The organism is Armatimonadota bacterium (assembly GCA_016125185.1).
Classification (GTDB): domain Bacteria; phylum Armatimonadota; class Fimbriimonadia; order Fimbriimonadales; family Fimbriimonadaceae; genus Fimbriimonas.
On sequence record WGMG01000006.1, the window covers coordinates 1,701,884 to 1,717,773 of the forward strand.

At 55.7% G+C, this 15,890-nt stretch carries 19 protein-coding genes and 2 tRNA genes; 14 read left to right on the forward strand and 7 right to left on the reverse strand.

The features are described 5' to 3' along the window. Nucleotides 1-3 precede the first annotated feature (3 nt). The 5 genes from GC165_16015 to GC165_16035 all read left to right on the forward strand — a co-directional run bounded on the left by GC165_16015 (nt 4) and on the right by GC165_16035 (nt 6,444). The gene (locus GC165_16015) at nt 4-459 is read left to right on the forward strand and encodes a hypothetical protein (GenBank protein ID MBI1334376.1); all 456 of its coding nucleotides are present in this window, start codon (nt 4-6) and stop codon (nt 457-459) included. A 762-nt stretch (nt 460-1,221) separates the two neighbouring features. Then, nucleotides 1,222-2,361, forward strand: a complete 1,140-nt coding sequence (locus GC165_16020; protein ID MBI1334377.1) for a hypothetical protein — start codon at nt 1,222-1,224, stop codon at nt 2,359-2,361. 58 nt (nt 2,362-2,419) lie between these two features. Beyond that, nucleotides 2,420-4,021 (forward strand): fumarate hydratase, encoded by a 1,602-nt coding sequence (locus GC165_16025; GenBank protein MBI1334378.1) that lies wholly within the window; start codon nt 2,420-2,422, stop codon nt 4,019-4,021. Nucleotides 4,022-4,025: 4 nt separating this feature from the next. After that, on the forward strand, nt 4,026-4,781 hold the full coding sequence (locus GC165_16030; GenBank protein MBI1334379.1) for a nucleotidyltransferase domain-containing protein: 756 nt from the start codon (nt 4,026-4,028) through the stop codon (nt 4,779-4,781). A 61-nt stretch (nt 4,782-4,842) separates the two neighbouring features. Next, a complete protein-coding gene (locus tag GC165_16035) occupies nt 4,843-6,444 on the forward strand; it encodes a DUF4173 domain-containing protein (protein MBI1334380.1) in 1,602 nt (533 codons plus the stop codon). Here GC165_16035 and GC165_16040 read toward each other — a convergent pair. From GC165_16040 to GC165_16055, 4 genes are read right to left on the reverse strand one after another with little or no spacing between them, the layout of a single operon-like run. After that, complete coding sequence (locus GC165_16040) at nt 6,317-7,309, reverse strand: D-2-hydroxyacid dehydrogenase (GenBank protein ID MBI1334381.1); 993 nt, start codon at nt 7,307-7,309, stop codon at nt 6,317-6,319. The two genes, GC165_16035 and GC165_16040, sit on opposite strands and share 128 nt — an antisense overlap. A gap of 21 nt (nt 7,310-7,330) precedes the next feature. Further along, on the reverse strand, nt 7,331-7,516 hold the full coding sequence (tatA, locus tag GC165_16045) for a twin-arginine translocase TatA/TatE family subunit (protein ID MBI1334382.1): 186 nt from the start codon (nt 7,514-7,516) through the stop codon (nt 7,331-7,333). Between the two features lie 6 nt (nt 7,517-7,522). Next, nucleotides 7,523-7,747 carry a twin-arginine translocase TatA/TatE family subunit gene (locus tag GC165_16050; GenBank protein ID MBI1334383.1) on the reverse strand — a complete coding sequence of 75 codons (225 nt, stop codon included), beginning with the start codon at nt 7,745-7,747 and terminating at the stop codon, nt 7,523-7,525. A gap of 31 nt (nt 7,748-7,778) precedes the next feature. After that, nucleotides 7,779-8,519 carry a hypothetical protein gene (locus GC165_16055; protein MBI1334384.1) on the reverse strand — a complete coding sequence of 247 codons (741 nt, stop codon included), beginning with the start codon at nt 8,517-8,519 and terminating at the stop codon, nt 7,779-7,781. A 117-nt stretch (nt 8,520-8,636) separates the two neighbouring features. Here GC165_16055 and selA point away from each other — a divergent pair, with 117 nt between their 5' ends. The 8 genes from selA to GC165_16095 all read left to right on the forward strand — a co-directional run bounded on the left by selA (nt 8,637) and on the right by GC165_16095 (nt 14,577). Next, nucleotides 8,637-9,971, forward strand: a complete 1,335-nt coding sequence (gene selA, locus GC165_16060; protein ID MBI1334385.1) for an L-seryl-tRNA(Sec) selenium transferase — start codon at nt 8,637-8,639, stop codon at nt 9,969-9,971. Continuing rightward, entirely contained in the window at nt 9,893-10,561 is a 669-nt protein-coding gene (locus GC165_16065; GenBank protein ID MBI1334386.1) for an HD domain-containing protein, read from the forward strand. Before selA ends, GC165_16065 begins: the two co-directional genes overlap by 79 nt. Before the next feature lie 30 nt (nt 10,562-10,591). Further along, the gene (locus GC165_16070; GenBank protein MBI1334387.1) at nt 10,592-10,837 is read left to right on the forward strand and encodes a type II toxin-antitoxin system prevent-host-death family antitoxin; all 246 of its coding nucleotides are present in this window, start codon (nt 10,592-10,594) and stop codon (nt 10,835-10,837) included. Further along, nucleotides 10,834-11,088 carry a Txe/YoeB family addiction module toxin gene (locus GC165_16075; GenBank protein ID MBI1334388.1) on the forward strand — a complete coding sequence of 85 codons (255 nt, stop codon included), beginning with the start codon at nt 10,834-10,836 and terminating at the stop codon, nt 11,086-11,088. Before GC165_16070 ends, GC165_16075 begins: the two co-directional genes overlap by 4 nt. A 39-nt stretch (nt 11,089-11,127) precedes the next feature. Then, complete coding sequence (locus GC165_16080) at nt 11,128-12,384, forward strand: aminotransferase class III-fold pyridoxal phosphate-dependent enzyme (GenBank protein MBI1334389.1); 1,257 nt, start codon at nt 11,128-11,130, stop codon at nt 12,382-12,384. Nucleotides 12,385-13,265: 881 nt separating this feature from the next. After that, nucleotides 13,266-13,859: a hypothetical protein gene (locus GC165_16085; protein MBI1334390.1), complete on the forward strand. Its 594-nt coding sequence runs from the start codon at nt 13,266-13,268 to the stop codon at nt 13,857-13,859. 67 nt (nt 13,860-13,926) lie between these two features. Then, nucleotides 13,927-14,014: transfer RNA gene (locus tag GC165_16090), tRNA-Ser, on the forward strand. Nucleotides 14,015-14,025: 11 nt separating this feature from the next. Further along, the gene (locus tag GC165_16095) at nt 14,026-14,577 is read left to right on the forward strand and encodes a hypothetical protein (protein ID MBI1334391.1); all 552 of its coding nucleotides are present in this window, start codon (nt 14,026-14,028) and stop codon (nt 14,575-14,577) included. Here GC165_16095 and GC165_16100 read toward each other — a convergent pair. Together GC165_16100 and GC165_16105 are read right to left on the reverse strand one after the other, a co-directional pair. Continuing rightward, nucleotides 14,574-14,981 (reverse strand): PIN domain-containing protein, encoded by a 408-nt coding sequence (locus GC165_16100; GenBank protein MBI1334392.1) that lies wholly within the window; start codon nt 14,979-14,981, stop codon nt 14,574-14,576. The two genes, GC165_16095 and GC165_16100, sit on opposite strands and share 4 nt — an antisense overlap. Further along, on the reverse strand, nt 14,978-15,223 hold the full coding sequence (locus tag GC165_16105; protein MBI1334393.1) for a protein transcription factor: 246 nt from the start codon (nt 15,221-15,223) through the stop codon (nt 14,978-14,980). Before GC165_16105 ends, GC165_16100 begins: the two co-directional genes overlap by 4 nt. Before the next feature lie 112 nt (nt 15,224-15,335). Here GC165_16105 and GC165_16110 point away from each other — a divergent pair. Next, nucleotides 15,336-15,423, forward strand: a tRNA-Ser gene (locus GC165_16110). Nucleotides 15,424-15,431: 8 nt separating this feature from the next. Here GC165_16110 and GC165_16115 read toward each other — a convergent pair. Further along, nucleotides 15,432-15,845: a hypothetical protein gene (locus tag GC165_16115; protein ID MBI1334394.1), complete on the reverse strand. Its 414-nt coding sequence runs from the start codon at nt 15,843-15,845 to the stop codon at nt 15,432-15,434. Between the last annotated feature and the right edge of the window lie 45 nt (nt 15,846-15,890).

Sequence of the window (15,890 nt, forward strand, 5' to 3'; positions counted from 1 at the left end):
GCTATGACGCTGAAGGAATATATCGTCCTTGAAACTGAAAAGTCGCTGAAGAATGTTTTCGAGTCTGCCCGCAAAGTGTCGGCTGACAAAGTCGAATGGAAACCGCTCGAAAACGGTCGATCCACCCTCGATCAGGTTCAGGAGTGCGCTTACTGCCCGCTCTGGGTCCCTGGTCTTCTCGAAAAGCGAGCCTTTGACCCTTCGGGCTTTGCCGCCTACGAGGAAACTCGCAAAGGCTGGAAGACCCTCGACGAATGCGAAGCCGCCGCGCAAAAGAACATGGAAGCATTCAAAGCTGCCGTTGACGCCCTCCCCGAGTCAGACTTCAATGTCGTCGTGAACCTGCCGTGGGGTAGCTATACCTTGGCTGAAGTTATGGGCTTCCCGATGTGGAACCTTCATTATCACATGGGCCAAATCAACTACATCCAAACCCTTTACGGCGACTTCTCGATGTAGTCTGAAACTCAATCGCTACCCCATGTCTCCGACAATTGGTGCCGAGGTAGGTCATCTTCAACGTTGACCTACCAGCTACGCTCCGCCCCAGCGGGGAGGTGTCTTCCGCTTTTAGCGGAAGACGGAGGGGAGAGTCAGGCACAAGCATCGTCGTGGCACTGGTAAAGGCTCCTGCGCAGCTGGGATTTACCAGTGATCCCAGAAGGAGCGCTGAAATCCCCTCCCCGGAGAGCCTGTCGCAAAACGATCAAAAGCCTGATCCCCGCGACAAGGACTGCCACAGGGGCAGTCCTTGTCGCGGATACAGAAGGTAGCCCGGGGTGCTTGCACCCCGGGAAAGACCCAAAAGAATTGAAAGTCCGATGGAGTCGCGAGAATCGGGACGACCCCGCCATTACGGCGGCCCCAAAAGGGTCATCGATGGTCGGAAAAACTGCCACGTGACAGGCTCAAGAAAGGAGGGCTGGTTTTGAGAATCGGAGACGGGGTGGGTGATCTTTCGTTCACCGGAGGTAAGCCCGCTGGGAGTTGCGAGCGTCTCGCTCGCAGGATCGGAATGGTCCTTCGCTCAATGGACGCCCGCCCAATGGGAGTTGCGAGCGTCACGAAGTTCCCGCCGTAGGGAAATGTCTACGATTCCGAGAGGCGAAGCTGAATCGGACAGCAAAGCGAATCGTAACCGCCGATGTAAGGTCATTCCAAACGAACACCCAACCACCTCGAACCATCCCAGTCCATTCCGTATAATGACCTTATTCGACGATGAAACTCCGCCCACTCCTCCTGCTCGCCGCGCTTGCGTTAGCCGGCTACGGAGGCTACCGCTGGGTCGAATATCAGCGCATCGCAAAAATTAAGAAAGAAGCGGACGCCTATGACCGCGATTTCCTACAGGGAAGAGTCGAACCGCTGCCCGGCCCTTACTTAGAAATAGGCAACATCTTCGAGCTTCAATTTCAAGTGATGGAATTGCCGGGCAAGATCGTCCGACTGCTTCCAAACGGAAGCATGTTGACTCAAGACGATCGGACATGGACTGTGCTCGACCGCGACGGCCACATTCAACAGTCGATCACTGCGGAAAAGGTTTTCTTGACCAGCGATGGAAAGACATACTCCTTCACCCAGGGTTCTCCAAGCAGCCAGGCGATAACAATGACGAAGCCGGACGGAGTCAAGCAGAGCATAGACGATAGCACGAAGGCGTGGAATTACGCCACTTCACCGGGATATCACATTGGCGAGCACGGATTCTATTTGGGCGGTATCGACTCCCCGGGCCAAATCGTTTTCGACGACTTCGATCTGAAACCCCACTCGGCCGCCGGATCAAAGAATCTTCGATTTCAGTTCTGCGGGTCGAGCGAAGAACTGGGCGATGTCGGCATTGGTCAGCCGACTAGCCCCTACGAAAAGAAATACCTAGTTTTCTTCAAGGGTCAGGACTTGAGCATTGAAGACACCCATTTGCCCACCGGATTTCTGGATGTGGTCGTTTCTGGCTCGACCATCGCCATCAACTGTGGCCGGGCATTCCAGGAACGAATCCCCTATCAAAGAACTGCCGCAGGTCAATACCTCCGCCTCGCGGTTCCCACCGGGGCCGTTACCGCATCTGTAACCGCCATCAATTCTAAAGGAATACACATCTTGAACTCTTGGAGCCCGTCGCCAGTCGAAGCGCGTAAACCAGGACAGTTGATGCCATATTGGTCGTATCTATACTACGTGGTCGGAAATCGATGCTACGATCTCCGAGAAATCTACACAACTCTCTTTGGCTCATTGCCCTCGCTGGATCGGGTAATTGAAACCGACAAGATCGACGAACAAGGCGACATCGTCGCCACCACCGACCGCGGAACATTCCTCCTAAAACCCATTCCCCACGTCGACCCGTAGCGATTTTCCCGTCCCCCACACCGTCTTTCCCGTCAACCTTCATTCAAAATGAACACATATGCCTTTCGAGTACGAACCGACGCTACAGCTTGGCCCCGACACCACCGAATACCGCTCCCTCGGTAAGGACGGCGTCTCCACCGTCCAGCTAAACGGCCGCGAGTACCTGCAGATCGATCGAAGCGTCCTCAAAAAGCTCGCCAAAGAGGCCTTCGCCGAAATCAACTTCTTCTTCCGCCGAAAGCACCTCCAACAGCTTCGTAGCGAACTCGACGACCCCGAAGCCAGCGACAACGATAAGTTCGTCATCTACACCCACCTCCAAAACGCCGTCGTCGCTTCCAAAGGCCTGCTTCCCACCTGTCAAGACACTGGCACCGCGATAGCCTTCGGCAAAAAGGGCCAGTTCGTCCTCACCGACTACGACGAGGAAGAAGCCATCAGCGAAGGCATCTACGAGACCTACCAAGAAAAGAACCTTCGCTACAGCCAGCTCGCCCCCACCGAGATGTTCAGCGAGGTCAACACGCGCAACAACCTCCCCGCCCAAATCGACATCATGGCGACCAAAGGCGATGAGTACAACCTCCTCTTCGTCGCCAAAGGCGGCGGAAGCGCCAACAAAATGTTTCTCTACCAGGCCACGCCCGCCGTTCTCAACGAGAAGGACATGGCCGAATTCATCCGCTCCAAGCTCAAAGAGATCGGCACCAGTGCCTGCCCGCCGTACCACCTCTGCGTCGTCATCGGCGGCACCAGCATCGAGAGCGCAACCAAAAATCTCAAGCTTCTCACCACCGGCTACCTCGACCACGTTCCGACGACCGGGAGCGACAAGGGCCGCGCCTTCCGCGATCCCGAATGGGAAGCCAAAATTCTCAAGATCGCCCAAGACTGCCACATTGGCGCCCAGTTCGGGGGCAAGTACTTCGCCCACGACGTCAAAGTCCTCCGTCTTCCCCGCCACGCCGCCTCCATGCCCATCGCCATCGGTGTCAGTTGCTCCGCTGACCGCCAGATCAAGGCCAAGATCACCAAAGAAGGTGTCTTCATCGAACAGCTTGAACACAACCCGGCCCAATTCCTTCCCGAAGAGCAACCCAAGCTGGCCCCGCCGGTGCCCATCGACCTCACGATGGGCATGGAAAAGATTCGCGAACTCCTCTCCCAATTCCCCGTCAAGACTCGCGTCAGCCTCACCGGACCGATGATCGTCGCCCGCGACAGCGCCCACGCCCGCGTCCGCAAGATGATGGAGGATGGCCAGCCGATGCCCCAATACTTCAAGGACTACCCGGTCTACTATGCCGGCCCTGCCAAAACCCCGGAAGGAATGGCCACCGGCTCGTTCGGCCCCACCACCGCCGGGCGAATGGACGCCTTCGTTGACCTTTTTCAGCAAAATGGTGGCTCGATGGTCATGCTCGCCAAAGGCAACCGCAGCCCCGGCGTCACCGCCGCCTGCAAAAAGAACGGGGGCTTCTACCTCGGTAGCATCGGTGGCCCCGCCGCCATCCTTGCCCAAAGCAACATCAAGAGCGTCAAAGTCATCGACTTCGAAGACCTCGGCATGGAGGCCATCCGCATGATCGAGGTCGAAAACTTCCCCGCCTTCATCGTCGTCGACGACAAAGGCAACGACTTCTTCGAACAGGTGTAGCGCGATCACTCCCGATCAAGTTCGAGCCCGGCTCCACGGCCTTTTGGAAGCAAACGAAGCGAAGTGCCTCTTCGCCGTGGAGTCTGGCAGTCGTGCCTGGGGGTTCGAGTCCGCCAATAGTGACTACGACGTCCGCTTCGTCTACTGGATGCCCAAGGACTGGTACCTAAGCATCGAGAACAAGCGCGACGTCATCGAAGAAATCGGAGACGACGACCTCGACTTTGCCGGATGGGATCTTCGCAAAGCCCTCAAACTGGCTCACAAATCCAACCCGTCCCTCCACGACTGGCTCGCCACTCCCGACTGCTACGACACGGACGACCGTTTCTTCACCGAGTTTAAAGAACTGAGTCGCGAGTACTTCGATCCCCACTCTGGCTACCAACACTTCCGGTCGATGGCGACCACCAACTTTCGCGACTTCGTCGATGCCGACAAACTGCCGTTCAAAAAGTACTTTTACGTCTTCCGAGCCCTTCTGTGCTCGCGCTACATCGCCGACCACCGAAAACCCGCTCCTTGCCTCTTCCAGGTTCTACTCGACGAGTATTACCCGGATGGAAATGTTCGCGAAGAGATCGAAAAGCTCCTCGAAGCAAAACGAAAAGGAATCGAAACTGCCGATACATCGCGAAATCCAACGCTCCATCGAGAGGTTGGCAGACTCCTCTCCGACACCTCGAACGAGCCACCGAAACGTCCTCTCATGCCAACCGAAAAGCTGGACGAATTCTTCAGAAAAGTGATCGAAAGCTAAATTTCGCACGGAACTTCCGACCCATACATGACGTTAGTCCGGCATAAGAACGGGCCAAAACATGAAAGTTGCATTATCGGTCGTCCTGTCGGTCTTTGCCGCCGCCACCCTCTTCGGACTCGTCTGTCAGCAACTCTTAGTCACTGGCGACATCGGCTTTAACATGAGCCTGATTGCGTTAGCTTTCTTTCTGGCTATAGTTATTCTCAAGTGGCGAAATAAAATCGTTCCCGACTTCAAAATGTGGGTCCTGGCCGTGCCATTTTGTGCCGGAATATACGGCTATGCCGTTCCAGACTCGCGCGGCCTCGACTCCCTCAACACCTGGATGGTCCTCCTCACCGTCTCCTACTGCGCCCTTCGCGCCGCCGCCAGCCGCCCCCTTTCGCTGGTAGAAAGCATTGGCAAAGCTCCTCTCGTTCTCTTCGTTCTGCCCTGGTGCGCCTTCCCCCTCCTCGGCGTCATCGACTGGAAGCAAAGCCCCAAAAACCGAAATATCCACATCAGCCGGGGAGCCTTGATCGGCTGTCTCACCGCCGTCCCTTTCCTCGCGGTCTTCGGTTCCCTGCTTGGACAGGCCGACCCAATGTTCGCCAACATGTTCTCCTTCAATCTGCAAATTGACCCTGATCAATTCGTAGTGAGATCGGTCATCTTCGCCATGACCGCATGCTTCATGGCCGGCGTACTCAGCTACTTCTCCAAGCCGATCTTCAACGCGATTAACGTCATGTTATCGCCAAGCCCAACGCCGCCACCGTACCCAATGATGACGGCCCCGAACGCCCCCACTCCCGCGGACCCCAAGGAACCGGCCGGTCAGGCTACGGAGCACGCGACGATCTTCATCACCTTCTTCGGCCTCATCTCCGCGATGTTCCTTCTCTTCGCCCTGGTCCAGGTCCGCTACCTTTTCGGCGGAAACTCCGTGGTTCAGCTCACCCAAGGCCTGACTTACGCAGACTATGCCCGCCGCGGCTTTCTAGAAATCGTCACCGTGGCGGGAATCTGCCTTCCCCTCGTCGTCTTCGGGCAATATGCCCTCCGCAACCTGTCCACCACTATTCGCAAAGGCGTCAACATCGTCATCTGGATCGTCGTTGCCCTTCTGATGCTCCTTCTCGCTTCCGCCGCCTTCCGCCTCAAGCTTTACATCGGTGCCTATGGGCTCTCCCCGCTCCGCGTCTACGTCGGGGCCGGCATGCTCTGGTTGCTGGTCCTCTTCGTGACCTACCTCATCTACGGCACCAAGTGGCAACTCGACAAAATCGGCAAGGTCGTCTATGGCGCGATGGTGTTCATCACCCTTGGGCTAAACATTGCCCGCCCCGACTACTGGATCGCCCGCGTCAACCTAACTCGAAGCCACGCCGTTAGCATCGATCCGACCATGATCACCGATGCCGGAGCCGACGCTCGCCCCGCCATCGTTCAATTCGGCAAGAAGGAATTGCTCGATAAGTTCGACGAAATGCAGTCCAAGCGCTCACGCGATTGGCGCGATCTCACCCTCTCCCAGATGGCCCTCCCCGCCCCTAAGAATTCAGCGACCGCACCAGATCAGTCAGCGGCTCCCCGTCCAGAAACCGCGAGAAGTTCCGCGCAAAATGACGCAGTAGAACATCCTGTTCATTCTGCATCCCTCCAGCCACATGAGGGGTGATCAGGCAGTTAGGCGCGCGCCAAAGCGGATGATCTTCAGGCAGCGGCTCGGGTGAAGTGACGTCGAGGTACGCCGCCCCAACATGCCCACTCTCCAAGCCTGAGACCAGGGCATCCTGATCTACCGTATCGCCGCGGCCAACATTATAGAACGCCGCTCCCGGCTTCATCAGTCCGAACCGCTGCGTATCGAAAAGCCGCGTTGTAGACTCGCTTGCGGGCAAAAGGTTCACCACATGGTCCGCCCACCCAAAGTGCTCGTCGAGTTCAGCAATAGCAAAGGTCGGCACCGGCTCATCACCTGAGACCTGTCGTCGCACACCTCGAATCTCGCACCCGAACGGCGATAGCAACTCCGTCAGTCGAACCCCGATCGCACCATATCCGACGATCAAAACCGTCTCACCGCCCAGGACTCTCTCGATCGGACGCAAGGCGTCGTAGGTCCATTTGCCCTCTCGGTGGCTCTCTGCACTCGCTATGATTCGCCGATTATGCCCCAACATCATGGCCAACGCATGTTGCGCGCAGGGGTCGTCGTAAACCGACGAGCTATTGGTAAACGCAATCCCGTTGGCGAGCAGGGCTTCGCGCAGATCGCTTCGGTCGTACCGGGTGTAACCCGCGCTCGTGATGTGGACCCATTGAAGGTCAGTTGAGGCCATCAGGTCTTCGACCGATGGCTGGCCGAAAGCGATATCGGCGTACACGCACTCTTCGTCCCTCCCTCCGGCGGTGAGATTGTTGACCCGATCTTGGTTAGAAACGATCAGGTGATGGGGGGCGATGTGTTCACGCAACCAGTCGAGCCGTTCGGCATCGAGGTCGTGATTGGTCCAGACTTTCAGCGTAGGTTGATCAGACACCAGACTTCCTCGTTGGGAAGTTTACTGGTTGCTTTCGTCGTGAATCGCTTCTTCGAGCTTTCTTTTGCCGTCTTCGAGCCCTCTCTGGAGTTCGCCGACGCCTCGCCCAATGCCTCGCATCAGTTCGGGCAGCTTATCCCCGCCAAACAAAAGGAGAATGACTAAAGCAATGACGATCCATTCGCTTCCACCGGGTAACCCAGGCATTGCTCGCTAGTCCTCTTTCTTTTCGTCTTTCTTCGGGTCATCCTTGCTGGAATCTTCGAAAGCCTTCTTTCCTTCTTCCAAGCCGCGCTTGAGCTCGCCTACACCCTGACCCACTCCTCGCATCAACTGTGGAATCTTCGCACCCCCGAACAGGAGCACGACCAAAACGAGGATGACCCAGATTTCGGAGCCACCGGGAAGGCCAAAGGCGGCGAACGGCAAGTTATTCATAGACATAAGCGTTAACGTCAGTATACTGACCTTAGTTCGAATTATCGTCGGAAGAATTGGTGGAACTACCGGTATCTGAGTCCTTATTCATCCCATCATCACTTGATCCGCTGCTAATGCCGCCCTTAATTTTCACGCCCGATCCCTCGTCGAAGGAATCGTCGAAGTTGAAGTTCTTGCCCATGTTGCGAAGGCGCCCCTTCTTGTCTCGCGTCATTAGCTCGCCGGTGGCGTTCAGCAAAATCCAACCTCGTCGCTCATCGATCATGCCGCTGAGAATCTTTGGGCTTTCGGAATAAGGCAACTCTTTGAAAGCCGCTGACTGGTTGAAGGCCACCGTCTTGGTCTCGAAGATGACGACAGTGTTCGGGTCCTTCTTCGACAGGTCCGCCACCTTCTTTTCCGAAGCATCCACATTGAACGCAAACCCCGTCTTCTCGCCACCGTCCTCGCAAGACCATTCGCCGTTCGCTTTCCAAAGTTTGAGAGGAGACTTATCCGCCTTTTCGCTGTGCTTGATGTACGGCGAGATGTCGCTCTGCCAGGTCTCCGCACTCGGCAACTTACCATCGTGAGCTTTCACATAGCTGTCCAAGGCATCCGACATCAGCTTTGCATTGGCAAAGCATCCGCCCATGTTGACGGCACCCTGGAAGCCTTTGTATCCAAAGTAACCAAGGAATCCAAGCGGTAAGCCACAGCAGATCAACAGAACGCCAAGAACGGCAAACAGGATCACCAAGCCGTTCGTCTTCGGCTTCTGTGGCGGCATCTGGCTTTCATACCCATGAAATGGCGGAGGTGTTTGCATTGCTTTCTCTCCATTACTATGACGGATTCGCCTAGGTTTTGGAAGTAGGAACGAAGCCCCATCCGTTAAAATGAACCTATGCCGGACTACCGCTCACTGCCGAGTGTGACCGAATTGGCGTCGAGTCCGGAACTAGCACCCTTTCCCGAGCGCATCCGAATCCTTGCTTCTCAATCCGCGATAGCCGCTGCCCGAGGCGAAATTGCCGACGGTGGCAAGCCCGATATCAGGGGCCTGGCCGCAGCGGAAGCCCTCCGCCTCACGACGCCTTCTCTACAAGCGATCCACAACTTTTCCGGCGTCATTCTTCACACCGGCCTCGGGCGTGCCCCGTTCGAACCGCCGATTCTTGGCAACGCCTATTTCAACTTGGAACTAGACCTTGAGTACGGAAAACGAGGCGACCGCCAAACGCACGTTCGAGAACTCCTGTGCGAGCTAACCGGAGCCGAAGACGCCTTAGTCGTCAACAACGGCGCGGCTGGCGTCCTCCTCGCCCTGACCGCTATCGCAAAAGGCAAGCAGGTACTCCTCAGCCGTAGTCAAAGCGTCGAAATTGGCGGCTCCTTCCGAATGCCGGACATCGTGCGCGCCAGCGGCTGCCGCCTTGTCGATGTTGGTACCACCAACAAGACCTACGTGTCCGACTACGTCGACGCCATTAACTCAAAAACCGGCGCTTTTCTCTTTTGCCATCCCTCGAACTACGAAGTCACCGGCTTCGTGGCATCTCCATCTCTCGACGAGGTCGCCAAAGCGGCAAAAGCGAATGGAGTTTGTTTCATCCACGACCAAGGCAACGGAGCATTGGTCGATTTCGAGCGCTACGGAATCCAGGGCATCGAAACCCTGCCCCAAAGCGTAGCCGCTGGTGCCGATTTGACGATCGCCAGCGGCGATAAGCTACTAGGCGGTCCCCAAGCCGGAATCATCGTCGGCAGGAAAGACCTCATCGCCAAACTCAAACGACATCCTCTCGCCCGTGTCGTCCGCATCGACAAAGTCAGCTTGCTAAGCCTGGAAAGTGTCCTCCTTCACTATCGCGCGGACCAACTCGCCAGAATCCCGTTGCATCGCATCCTCGGCATCCCCGCCGAAACGGTCCGCCTTTGGTGTGAGGCCATGGCTCCCGCCGGTGCAGAGGTACGGCCGACCCTTTGTGAGCTTGGCTCGGGGTCAGGATCTGGGAAAGGAGTTGAGTCTTACGCCCTGGTCCTGCCCAGCCGCAAGCCTGATGGGTTTGCAAAAGAACTCAGAAGGCTTAAGATTATTGGAAGAATCGAGAAAGATGCGATCTGGCTTGATCCTCGATGCGATGAAACAATCTATCATTCATGGCGTCCAGAGGCCGGCTCGCGGGTTCTCGACGGATTGAAAGCGAAACTCTCGGAGAGCTGGGAGAAATGGAAATAGACAACGAAACTCGTAAGGCGCGCAACGAAACCCTCCGGGCCCTGCTAAACGCCCTTGACCTCAACGCACCCGGCGAACGTATGCACGCCGAACGCGTAGCCGTTTACGCCGTCGCCACTGGGGAGGAACTTGGGCTTGGCGAAGAGGAACTCCTTCGCCTCCGTTACTCGGCGCTCCTTCACGATGTCGGAAAGACCAAACTCGACGGCTCCCTGCTCAGCAAGGTTGGCAAGCTATCCGAAGCTGAGTTGGACGTTCTGCGTCGTCACGCCGAATACTCGGTCAAGCTGGTCGAGTCCTACGATTTCCTCGTGCCCGCCATTCCTGGTATCCGATCCCACCACGAGCGATGGAACGGGATGGGCTACCCCGAAGGTCTGAAGGGACCCGAAATTCCCACCGCCGCCCAAATCATCGGTCTATGCGAAGCGTTCGACGTGATGATGAACGGCGCCGCTTGGAAGAGTTCGACGACGCGCGAAATCGCACTGGAAGAGATCGAGCGTAGCGCAGGCATCGAGTGGAACCCGGAAGTCGTTGACGCATTTCTGAAGGCAGAAAGAGTTATCCAACCGGTCGGAAGCGCTTAATCATTGTACAGAAAATGGTACAATGATTCTATGAAACCAATAACTTACTCCGAGTTGCGAGCCAACTTGGCCAAGTCCATGGACATGGTCTGCGAGAACCATGAGCCATTGGTGGTTACGCGGCAAAAGGCTGATCCGGTCGTCTTAATATCTCTCGAGGACTATCGATCAATGGAGGAAACCTACTATTTGATGAGGAGCCCGAAGAATGCCGCTCGCCTGGCAAGGTCGATTGAGTCGATCGAAAAGGGCGAAGGCATCATTGTTGAACTATGAACGTCAAATTCTCTCCCGAAGCATGGGAAGAATACGTTTCGTGGCAACAAGATGACTTAAAGAAGCTGACCAAAATCAGTAGGTTCATTGCTGAAATTAAGCGAACCCCATACGAGGGCCTAGGAAGTCCCGAAGCTTTGCGGCACGAATTATCCGGCTGGTGGTCTCGTCGCATTGACCAAGAGCAACGCCTCGTGTATCGAGTCGAAAACGACTGCATCGAGATAGTCCAGTGCCGCTATCACTACTAATCGAAACCGACACCCCCGCCTACCCCGTATAATTTCGGTATGGACGCGGATGCGTTGTACCAAGACGTGTACGATAAGTACACCAAGTACATCAACCCCAACCTCGCTCGACTCATGGGCTTCGCCGGATTCGGCGTAGAGATGACCGGCGAAGGATGCTACATCTTTGATCACGAGGGCCGGAAATACCTCGACTGCCTCGGCGGCTACGGCTGCTTCACCTTCGGCCACCGAAATCCCAAAATCGTCGGCGCGGTTCGAGACCAACTCGATCACCTCGCCCTAAGCGGCAAAGCCTTTTTCAGCAAGCAGGCGGCCGATCTCGCCGAAAAGCTGGCGCACATGACGCCGGGCGATCTCCAAATCACCTTCTTCTCGAACAGCGGAACCGAGTCCGTCGAAGCGGCCCTCAAGTTCGCCAAGGCAACCACGGGACGAATGAAAATCGTGTCGACCAACGGAAGCTACCACGGCAAAACCATCGGCGCCCTCTCCACTACCGGACGCGAGAAGTACCGCAAGAAGTTCGAGCCGCTGATGCCGGGTGTCTCCTTCGTCGAATACGGCGACATCAAAGCCCTGTCCACCGCCATCGACGACCAAACCGCCTGCTTCATCGTTGAGCCCATCCAAGGCGAAGGCGGCATCATCGTCCCGCCAGACGGCTACCTCAAGGCTGCGCGCGAAGCCTGCGACAAGCATGGCGCGCTCCTTATCTTCGACGAAGTACAGAGCGGACTTGGCCGTGCCGGATACGTCTTTGCCTGCAACCACGAGGGTGTCGCCCCCGACATCATGACGCTGGCCAAGGCGTTGGGCGGCGGCGTCATTCCCCTCGGAGCCACCATCTTCACCCAAGCGATCTACGACAAGGTCTTTGGCGACAATCCCATGGCCCACACCAGCACCTTCGGCGGCAATCCGCTCGCTTGTGCCGCAGGATTGGCGGCCATGGAGGTTTTGGAAACCGGCGGAATCGTCGAGAACTCCAAAGTCATGGGCGAGCGAATGCTTGCCGGATTTCAAGCGATCAAGGACAAATTCCCGGATCTGATGAAGGAAGTCCGCGGACGGGGCCTCATGATCGGCGTCGAATTCACCATGGACGAAGTCGGCGAGGTCGTCGTCGCCCAGTTGATGAAGCGCGGCGTCTGTGTAGCCTATGCGCTCAACAACCCGCGCGTCCTACGGTTCGAACCGCCGCTCGTCATCAACGCCGACCAGGTCGACTTCGCTCTGCAAGCATTTGAAGAAAGCCTGCAAGAGACCTCCGACCTCTTGGCTGTCCTGGTGTAATGGCTTAGAATTAACCCAGTCTCTGGGTTAGTTCTAACCTTGTTTCTCAACCGTGATTGGCGGATAATGAGGTTATGGTTGGGGCTTGTCTAGCTCTCGTTCTTGCACACCAGCAATATTCATACGGGAACATTCGCTCCCGAGCCGAGTTCGTAAAAGCCATCGACGGTGTCAAAAACGGATGGAGCGAAGACAAAGTTCGTCGTCTTCTTGGTCCTCCAGACCGCATTGTCTTCAGTATTGAAAACAACCGGCAAACCTGGCAGTACGGACTAGATGGGCCAGTCACCTGTCCTACCCTGGGGACCGTCGAAATTGAGGATGGTGTGGTCGACGTTGGGACCCGCAACTTCTTCAAACTGAAGCCCCCACCAACTAGCCTTGTACCAGAGCCTTTGCTTAGGAAGATTCTAAACGTCATGTGGCGACCCAATGACTTCCTTACGCAACTCGACGATGGATCTTCTGAACCGAACGATCCTCTAAGGCTTATCCGGGCCACTAATGCGCTTCAACGGCTAGGCACCGACGGCGCAATCTCGGTCATCAACGAGTACTGCCGAACAGTTCCCCGTAGTATTGGCTTTCCATGGAATGATTCATGGCTCTTTTGGCTAATTCGATGCGCCTTCGTCTCGTCAAATCCCGATTACGTATTTAGACCCCCTCGATTGGGTTCATACGGCGTACCTGACGATTTGAGCACTTGGCCGACGTTCCCCGTAGCCCTGATCAATGACTTCCCTGTAACGGATTTCAACGGAGCCTCCCTGAATGGCAGTCCAGAGCGATTCCTTCATTTCGAGAACTCTGATGGACTCACAATACGCCCCAACGCTCTTCGTCCGCCCGATGATCCATTCCTCATTTATGATGAGGCCATGTCGTTTCCCGGCATGAGCGAGGAAATGCTTCAAAGGGAAATTCTACGTCTTGTTCGAAACGCCTATCGCCCTAAATCGAGGATCGACGGGCCCGTGTCGCGCCAGGAATTCGAAGTGCTCCACAAAGAGTATCGAAGTGTCGGTGGACATTGGGACTCGACTCACGAGCTTTATGCCCGAAAGGACGGAAAGTTCGATCCGGATATGTATATTGATTACAGCGAGCAGTTGGTGGGTTCTTACGACGAAGCTGGCACGACCACAATCGTAGCTTGCCGCCGCCTCGATCGACACCGATGGAAGCTCATTAATATTTGCCTTGAGGCACCAAATATCAGCGTGCCGACATCGTTTGTGGCCGTCCGCCGACAGGACTCTGGCGTACTCGTAAAGGGAGTGCGAACGAGCGGACTAGACGTGCGCGAAATTGAACCCGATCAGTTCTTTGCCAAGTTGGTGCTTGCGCTACATCATGGCGAAGCCGATCGGCAGATCAGTTCGGCAACCATGGAGAGTCAGCCGGGCACTCGCTTTATCGCCGACATTTATGTAGGCCAATCTCTCCGCACTTCGTTTGTGTTTGCGCCATAGGCTAGTGGAAATACTAGGCGCGGTCTTTACACGGAACAAAAATCAGCCATAATAACTAACGACCAATAGAGCGGTGTCCGAGTGGTCGAAGGAGCACGATTGGAAATCGTGTAGGCGGCAACGTCTCGAGGGTTCGAATCCCTCCCGCTCTGCCACTTTCCTTCTCATGATCCCCGAATTGGAAAGCCTTCGAGACAAGCTTGACTCTAGAGAGCAAACCGGTCGAATCCGCATCGATTCTGAATCTGATGAAGCATTCGCCATCGTTCCGACCATCGAAGACACCTTCACCATCAACGCCTCGTATTCCGACGGAACCTACCAAATCGCGGTTGGACCTTGGTACGGCCAGTTCGAGGACATCCAGTCGGCTAGCGCCGTCACCTGTTGGCTCCTGACGCCCTACTACCGGATCGCAACTTCGTACACCCAAGACCAGCCCATCGCCAGTTGGTTAGAAATCTACACCGATGCTGGCTGGGAATCGACCGAGTATGTCTACTTCGAAGATTCCGACTCCATCGAGTCGCCCGTCGATAACGCCGACAAGATCGTCATCCTGACCCAAGCGGTCTTCCTGGACTCGTCCTTCACTGCGTACCATCCGGCGGCACACCTCGATGGCGCTGGCTACCCGCTGGGCACCATCATCGGCGAAACCACCTACGAAATGCGCGAAGATGGTTGGTATCCGACCGGTGTACCCATCGCCGACTAGGCTTCAGGAATCCTAACGACTTCCAAGTCCGTTTTGGCAAAGTCGTCACCCACAAACAAGAGCGGTGTATCAGAAAGCTTAGCCGTGGCGTAAACGATGCAGTCACCAAAATTGAGCTTCGCCGGATGTCGGCCCTTTCCGTATTTCTCGAAGGCAGTCTGGGCAATTGCTAAATGACGGAGACTAAAGTCGGTAACCGTGAAGCCATAGTCTGCCAACGCCCGATCAATCAATTCCTGAGCAGAGTCTCCCAACCTTGGTCGCAGAACAAGAAAAGTCTCAAGAATGGTCGCACTTGAAATCATTGGCTGGATTCCCAAGAGAATCGCTTCGAGCGCTTCCCAGCCGGATTCGCCCATGAGAATCGAAACGAGGACCGATGCGTCAACCGTGGCCAGTTTCATTCGAAAATCGCGTCGAAGTCCTCTTTCGTGATCTTGGTCTGCCTAATCGAGGGATTCTCTTCCCACATTTTCTCAAGCATTCGATGAAACTCCTCAAGACTCTTCCGACGATCGGGAATGCCAAGAACCTGAGCCCGATCTTGAAGCACCTGCCTAATCGCCTCGGTCTTCGAAACGCCCATTGCCTTCGCGACTTCGGTCGCCAGACGCTCGACTTCGGCATTCTTGATATTCAGGCCCATGGTAGAAATTATACCATTTTCTACCATTTTCCCCAACTCAGGTACACTTTCAGTCAGCAATGATTCGAACCGCAATCCACTGCTCTTCGTTCAGTCGAAGTTGAATCTGCCCGGTCAGTTGGCAGAGTGGTTGAATGCGCGTGATTGCTAATCCCGTGAGTCGCAAGGCTCCAAAGGTTCGAATCCTTTACTGACCGCCAAATTTCCCCTAAACCGGAAGCCCTTCTGCTTTCCGCAACCGGTCGATCAACCCGACATCAAACGTCAGCTTCTTACGAATCGGAGCCTTCGGTGGAATCATTCGCCAGAACGGCGTCACTTCCGACTCGCTCTTCCCTTCCACCAGTTCGTCGTGCGCCGCCTCCGAGGCAATCCGCACAAAGATTCCGCAACACATCGGACAGCTCACTTCCGCGCCCGCTTCCGTCGCCAAAGCCTTATTCATTTCCTGCAGAGTCCGCGCCTCGCCTTTGGGAATCGAGCGCATATAGGCATCCACTTGCATCGGCGTCGGTATCAGCATCCGATCTCCTGGCCCCGCGCCTGCATAGGACTTATCCAGAACCTCAACCGCTGGTTGCTTGCCGTTGTTCAGCTTTTCGCGCCAAGTCTTCTTTGCCATCGTCGTACGCGGCAATTATAAATCAATCTTCTGACGTAGAATAGT

Coding starts and splice junctions, on each gene's coding strand:
- GC165_16015 (MBI1334376.1), top strand. CDS start 4: ATGACGCTGAAGGAATATATCGTCCTTGAAACTGAAAAGTCGCTGAAG.
- GC165_16020 (MBI1334377.1), top strand. CDS start 1,222: ATGAAACTCCGCCCACTCCTCCTGCTCGCCGCGCTTGCGTTAGCCGGC.
- GC165_16025 (MBI1334378.1), top strand. CDS start 2,420: ATGCCTTTCGAGTACGAACCGACGCTACAGCTTGGCCCCGACACCACC.
- GC165_16035 (MBI1334380.1), top strand. CDS start 4,843: ATGAAAGTTGCATTATCGGTCGTCCTGTCGGTCTTTGCCGCCGCCACC.
- tatA (MBI1334382.1), bottom strand. CDS start 7,516: ATGCCTGGGTTACCCGGTGGAAGCGAATGGATCGTCATTGCTTTAGTC.
- GC165_16050 (MBI1334383.1), bottom strand. CDS start 7,747: ATGAATAACTTGCCGTTCGCCGCCTTTGGCCTTCCCGGTGGCTCCGAA.
- GC165_16055 (MBI1334384.1), bottom strand. CDS start 8,519: ATGCCGCCACAGAAGCCGAAGACGAACGGCTTGGTGATCCTGTTTGCC.
- selA (MBI1334385.1), top strand. CDS start 8,637: ATGCCGGACTACCGCTCACTGCCGAGTGTGACCGAATTGGCGTCGAGT.
- GC165_16065 (MBI1334386.1), top strand. CDS start 9,893: ATGGCGTCCAGAGGCCGGCTCGCGGGTTCTCGACGGATTGAAAGCGAA.
- GC165_16070 (MBI1334387.1), top strand. CDS start 10,592: ATGAAACCAATAACTTACTCCGAGTTGCGAGCCAACTTGGCCAAGTCC.
- GC165_16075 (MBI1334388.1), top strand. CDS start 10,834: ATGAACGTCAAATTCTCTCCCGAAGCATGGGAAGAATACGTTTCGTGG.
- GC165_16080 (MBI1334389.1), top strand. CDS start 11,128: ATGGACGCGGATGCGTTGTACCAAGACGTGTACGATAAGTACACCAAG.
- GC165_16085 (MBI1334390.1), top strand. CDS start 13,266: ATGTCGTTTCCCGGCATGAGCGAGGAAATGCTTCAAAGGGAAATTCTA.
- GC165_16095 (MBI1334391.1), top strand. CDS start 14,026: ATGATCCCCGAATTGGAAAGCCTTCGAGACAAGCTTGACTCTAGAGAG.
- GC165_16100 (MBI1334392.1), bottom strand. CDS start 14,981: ATGAAACTGGCCACGGTTGACGCATCGGTCCTCGTTTCGATTCTCATG.
- GC165_16105 (MBI1334393.1), bottom strand. CDS start 15,223: ATGGGCCTGAATATCAAGAATGCCGAAGTCGAGCGTCTGGCGACCGAA.
- GC165_16115 (MBI1334394.1), bottom strand. CDS start 15,845: ATGGCAAAGAAGACTTGGCGCGAAAAGCTGAACAACGGCAAGCAACCA.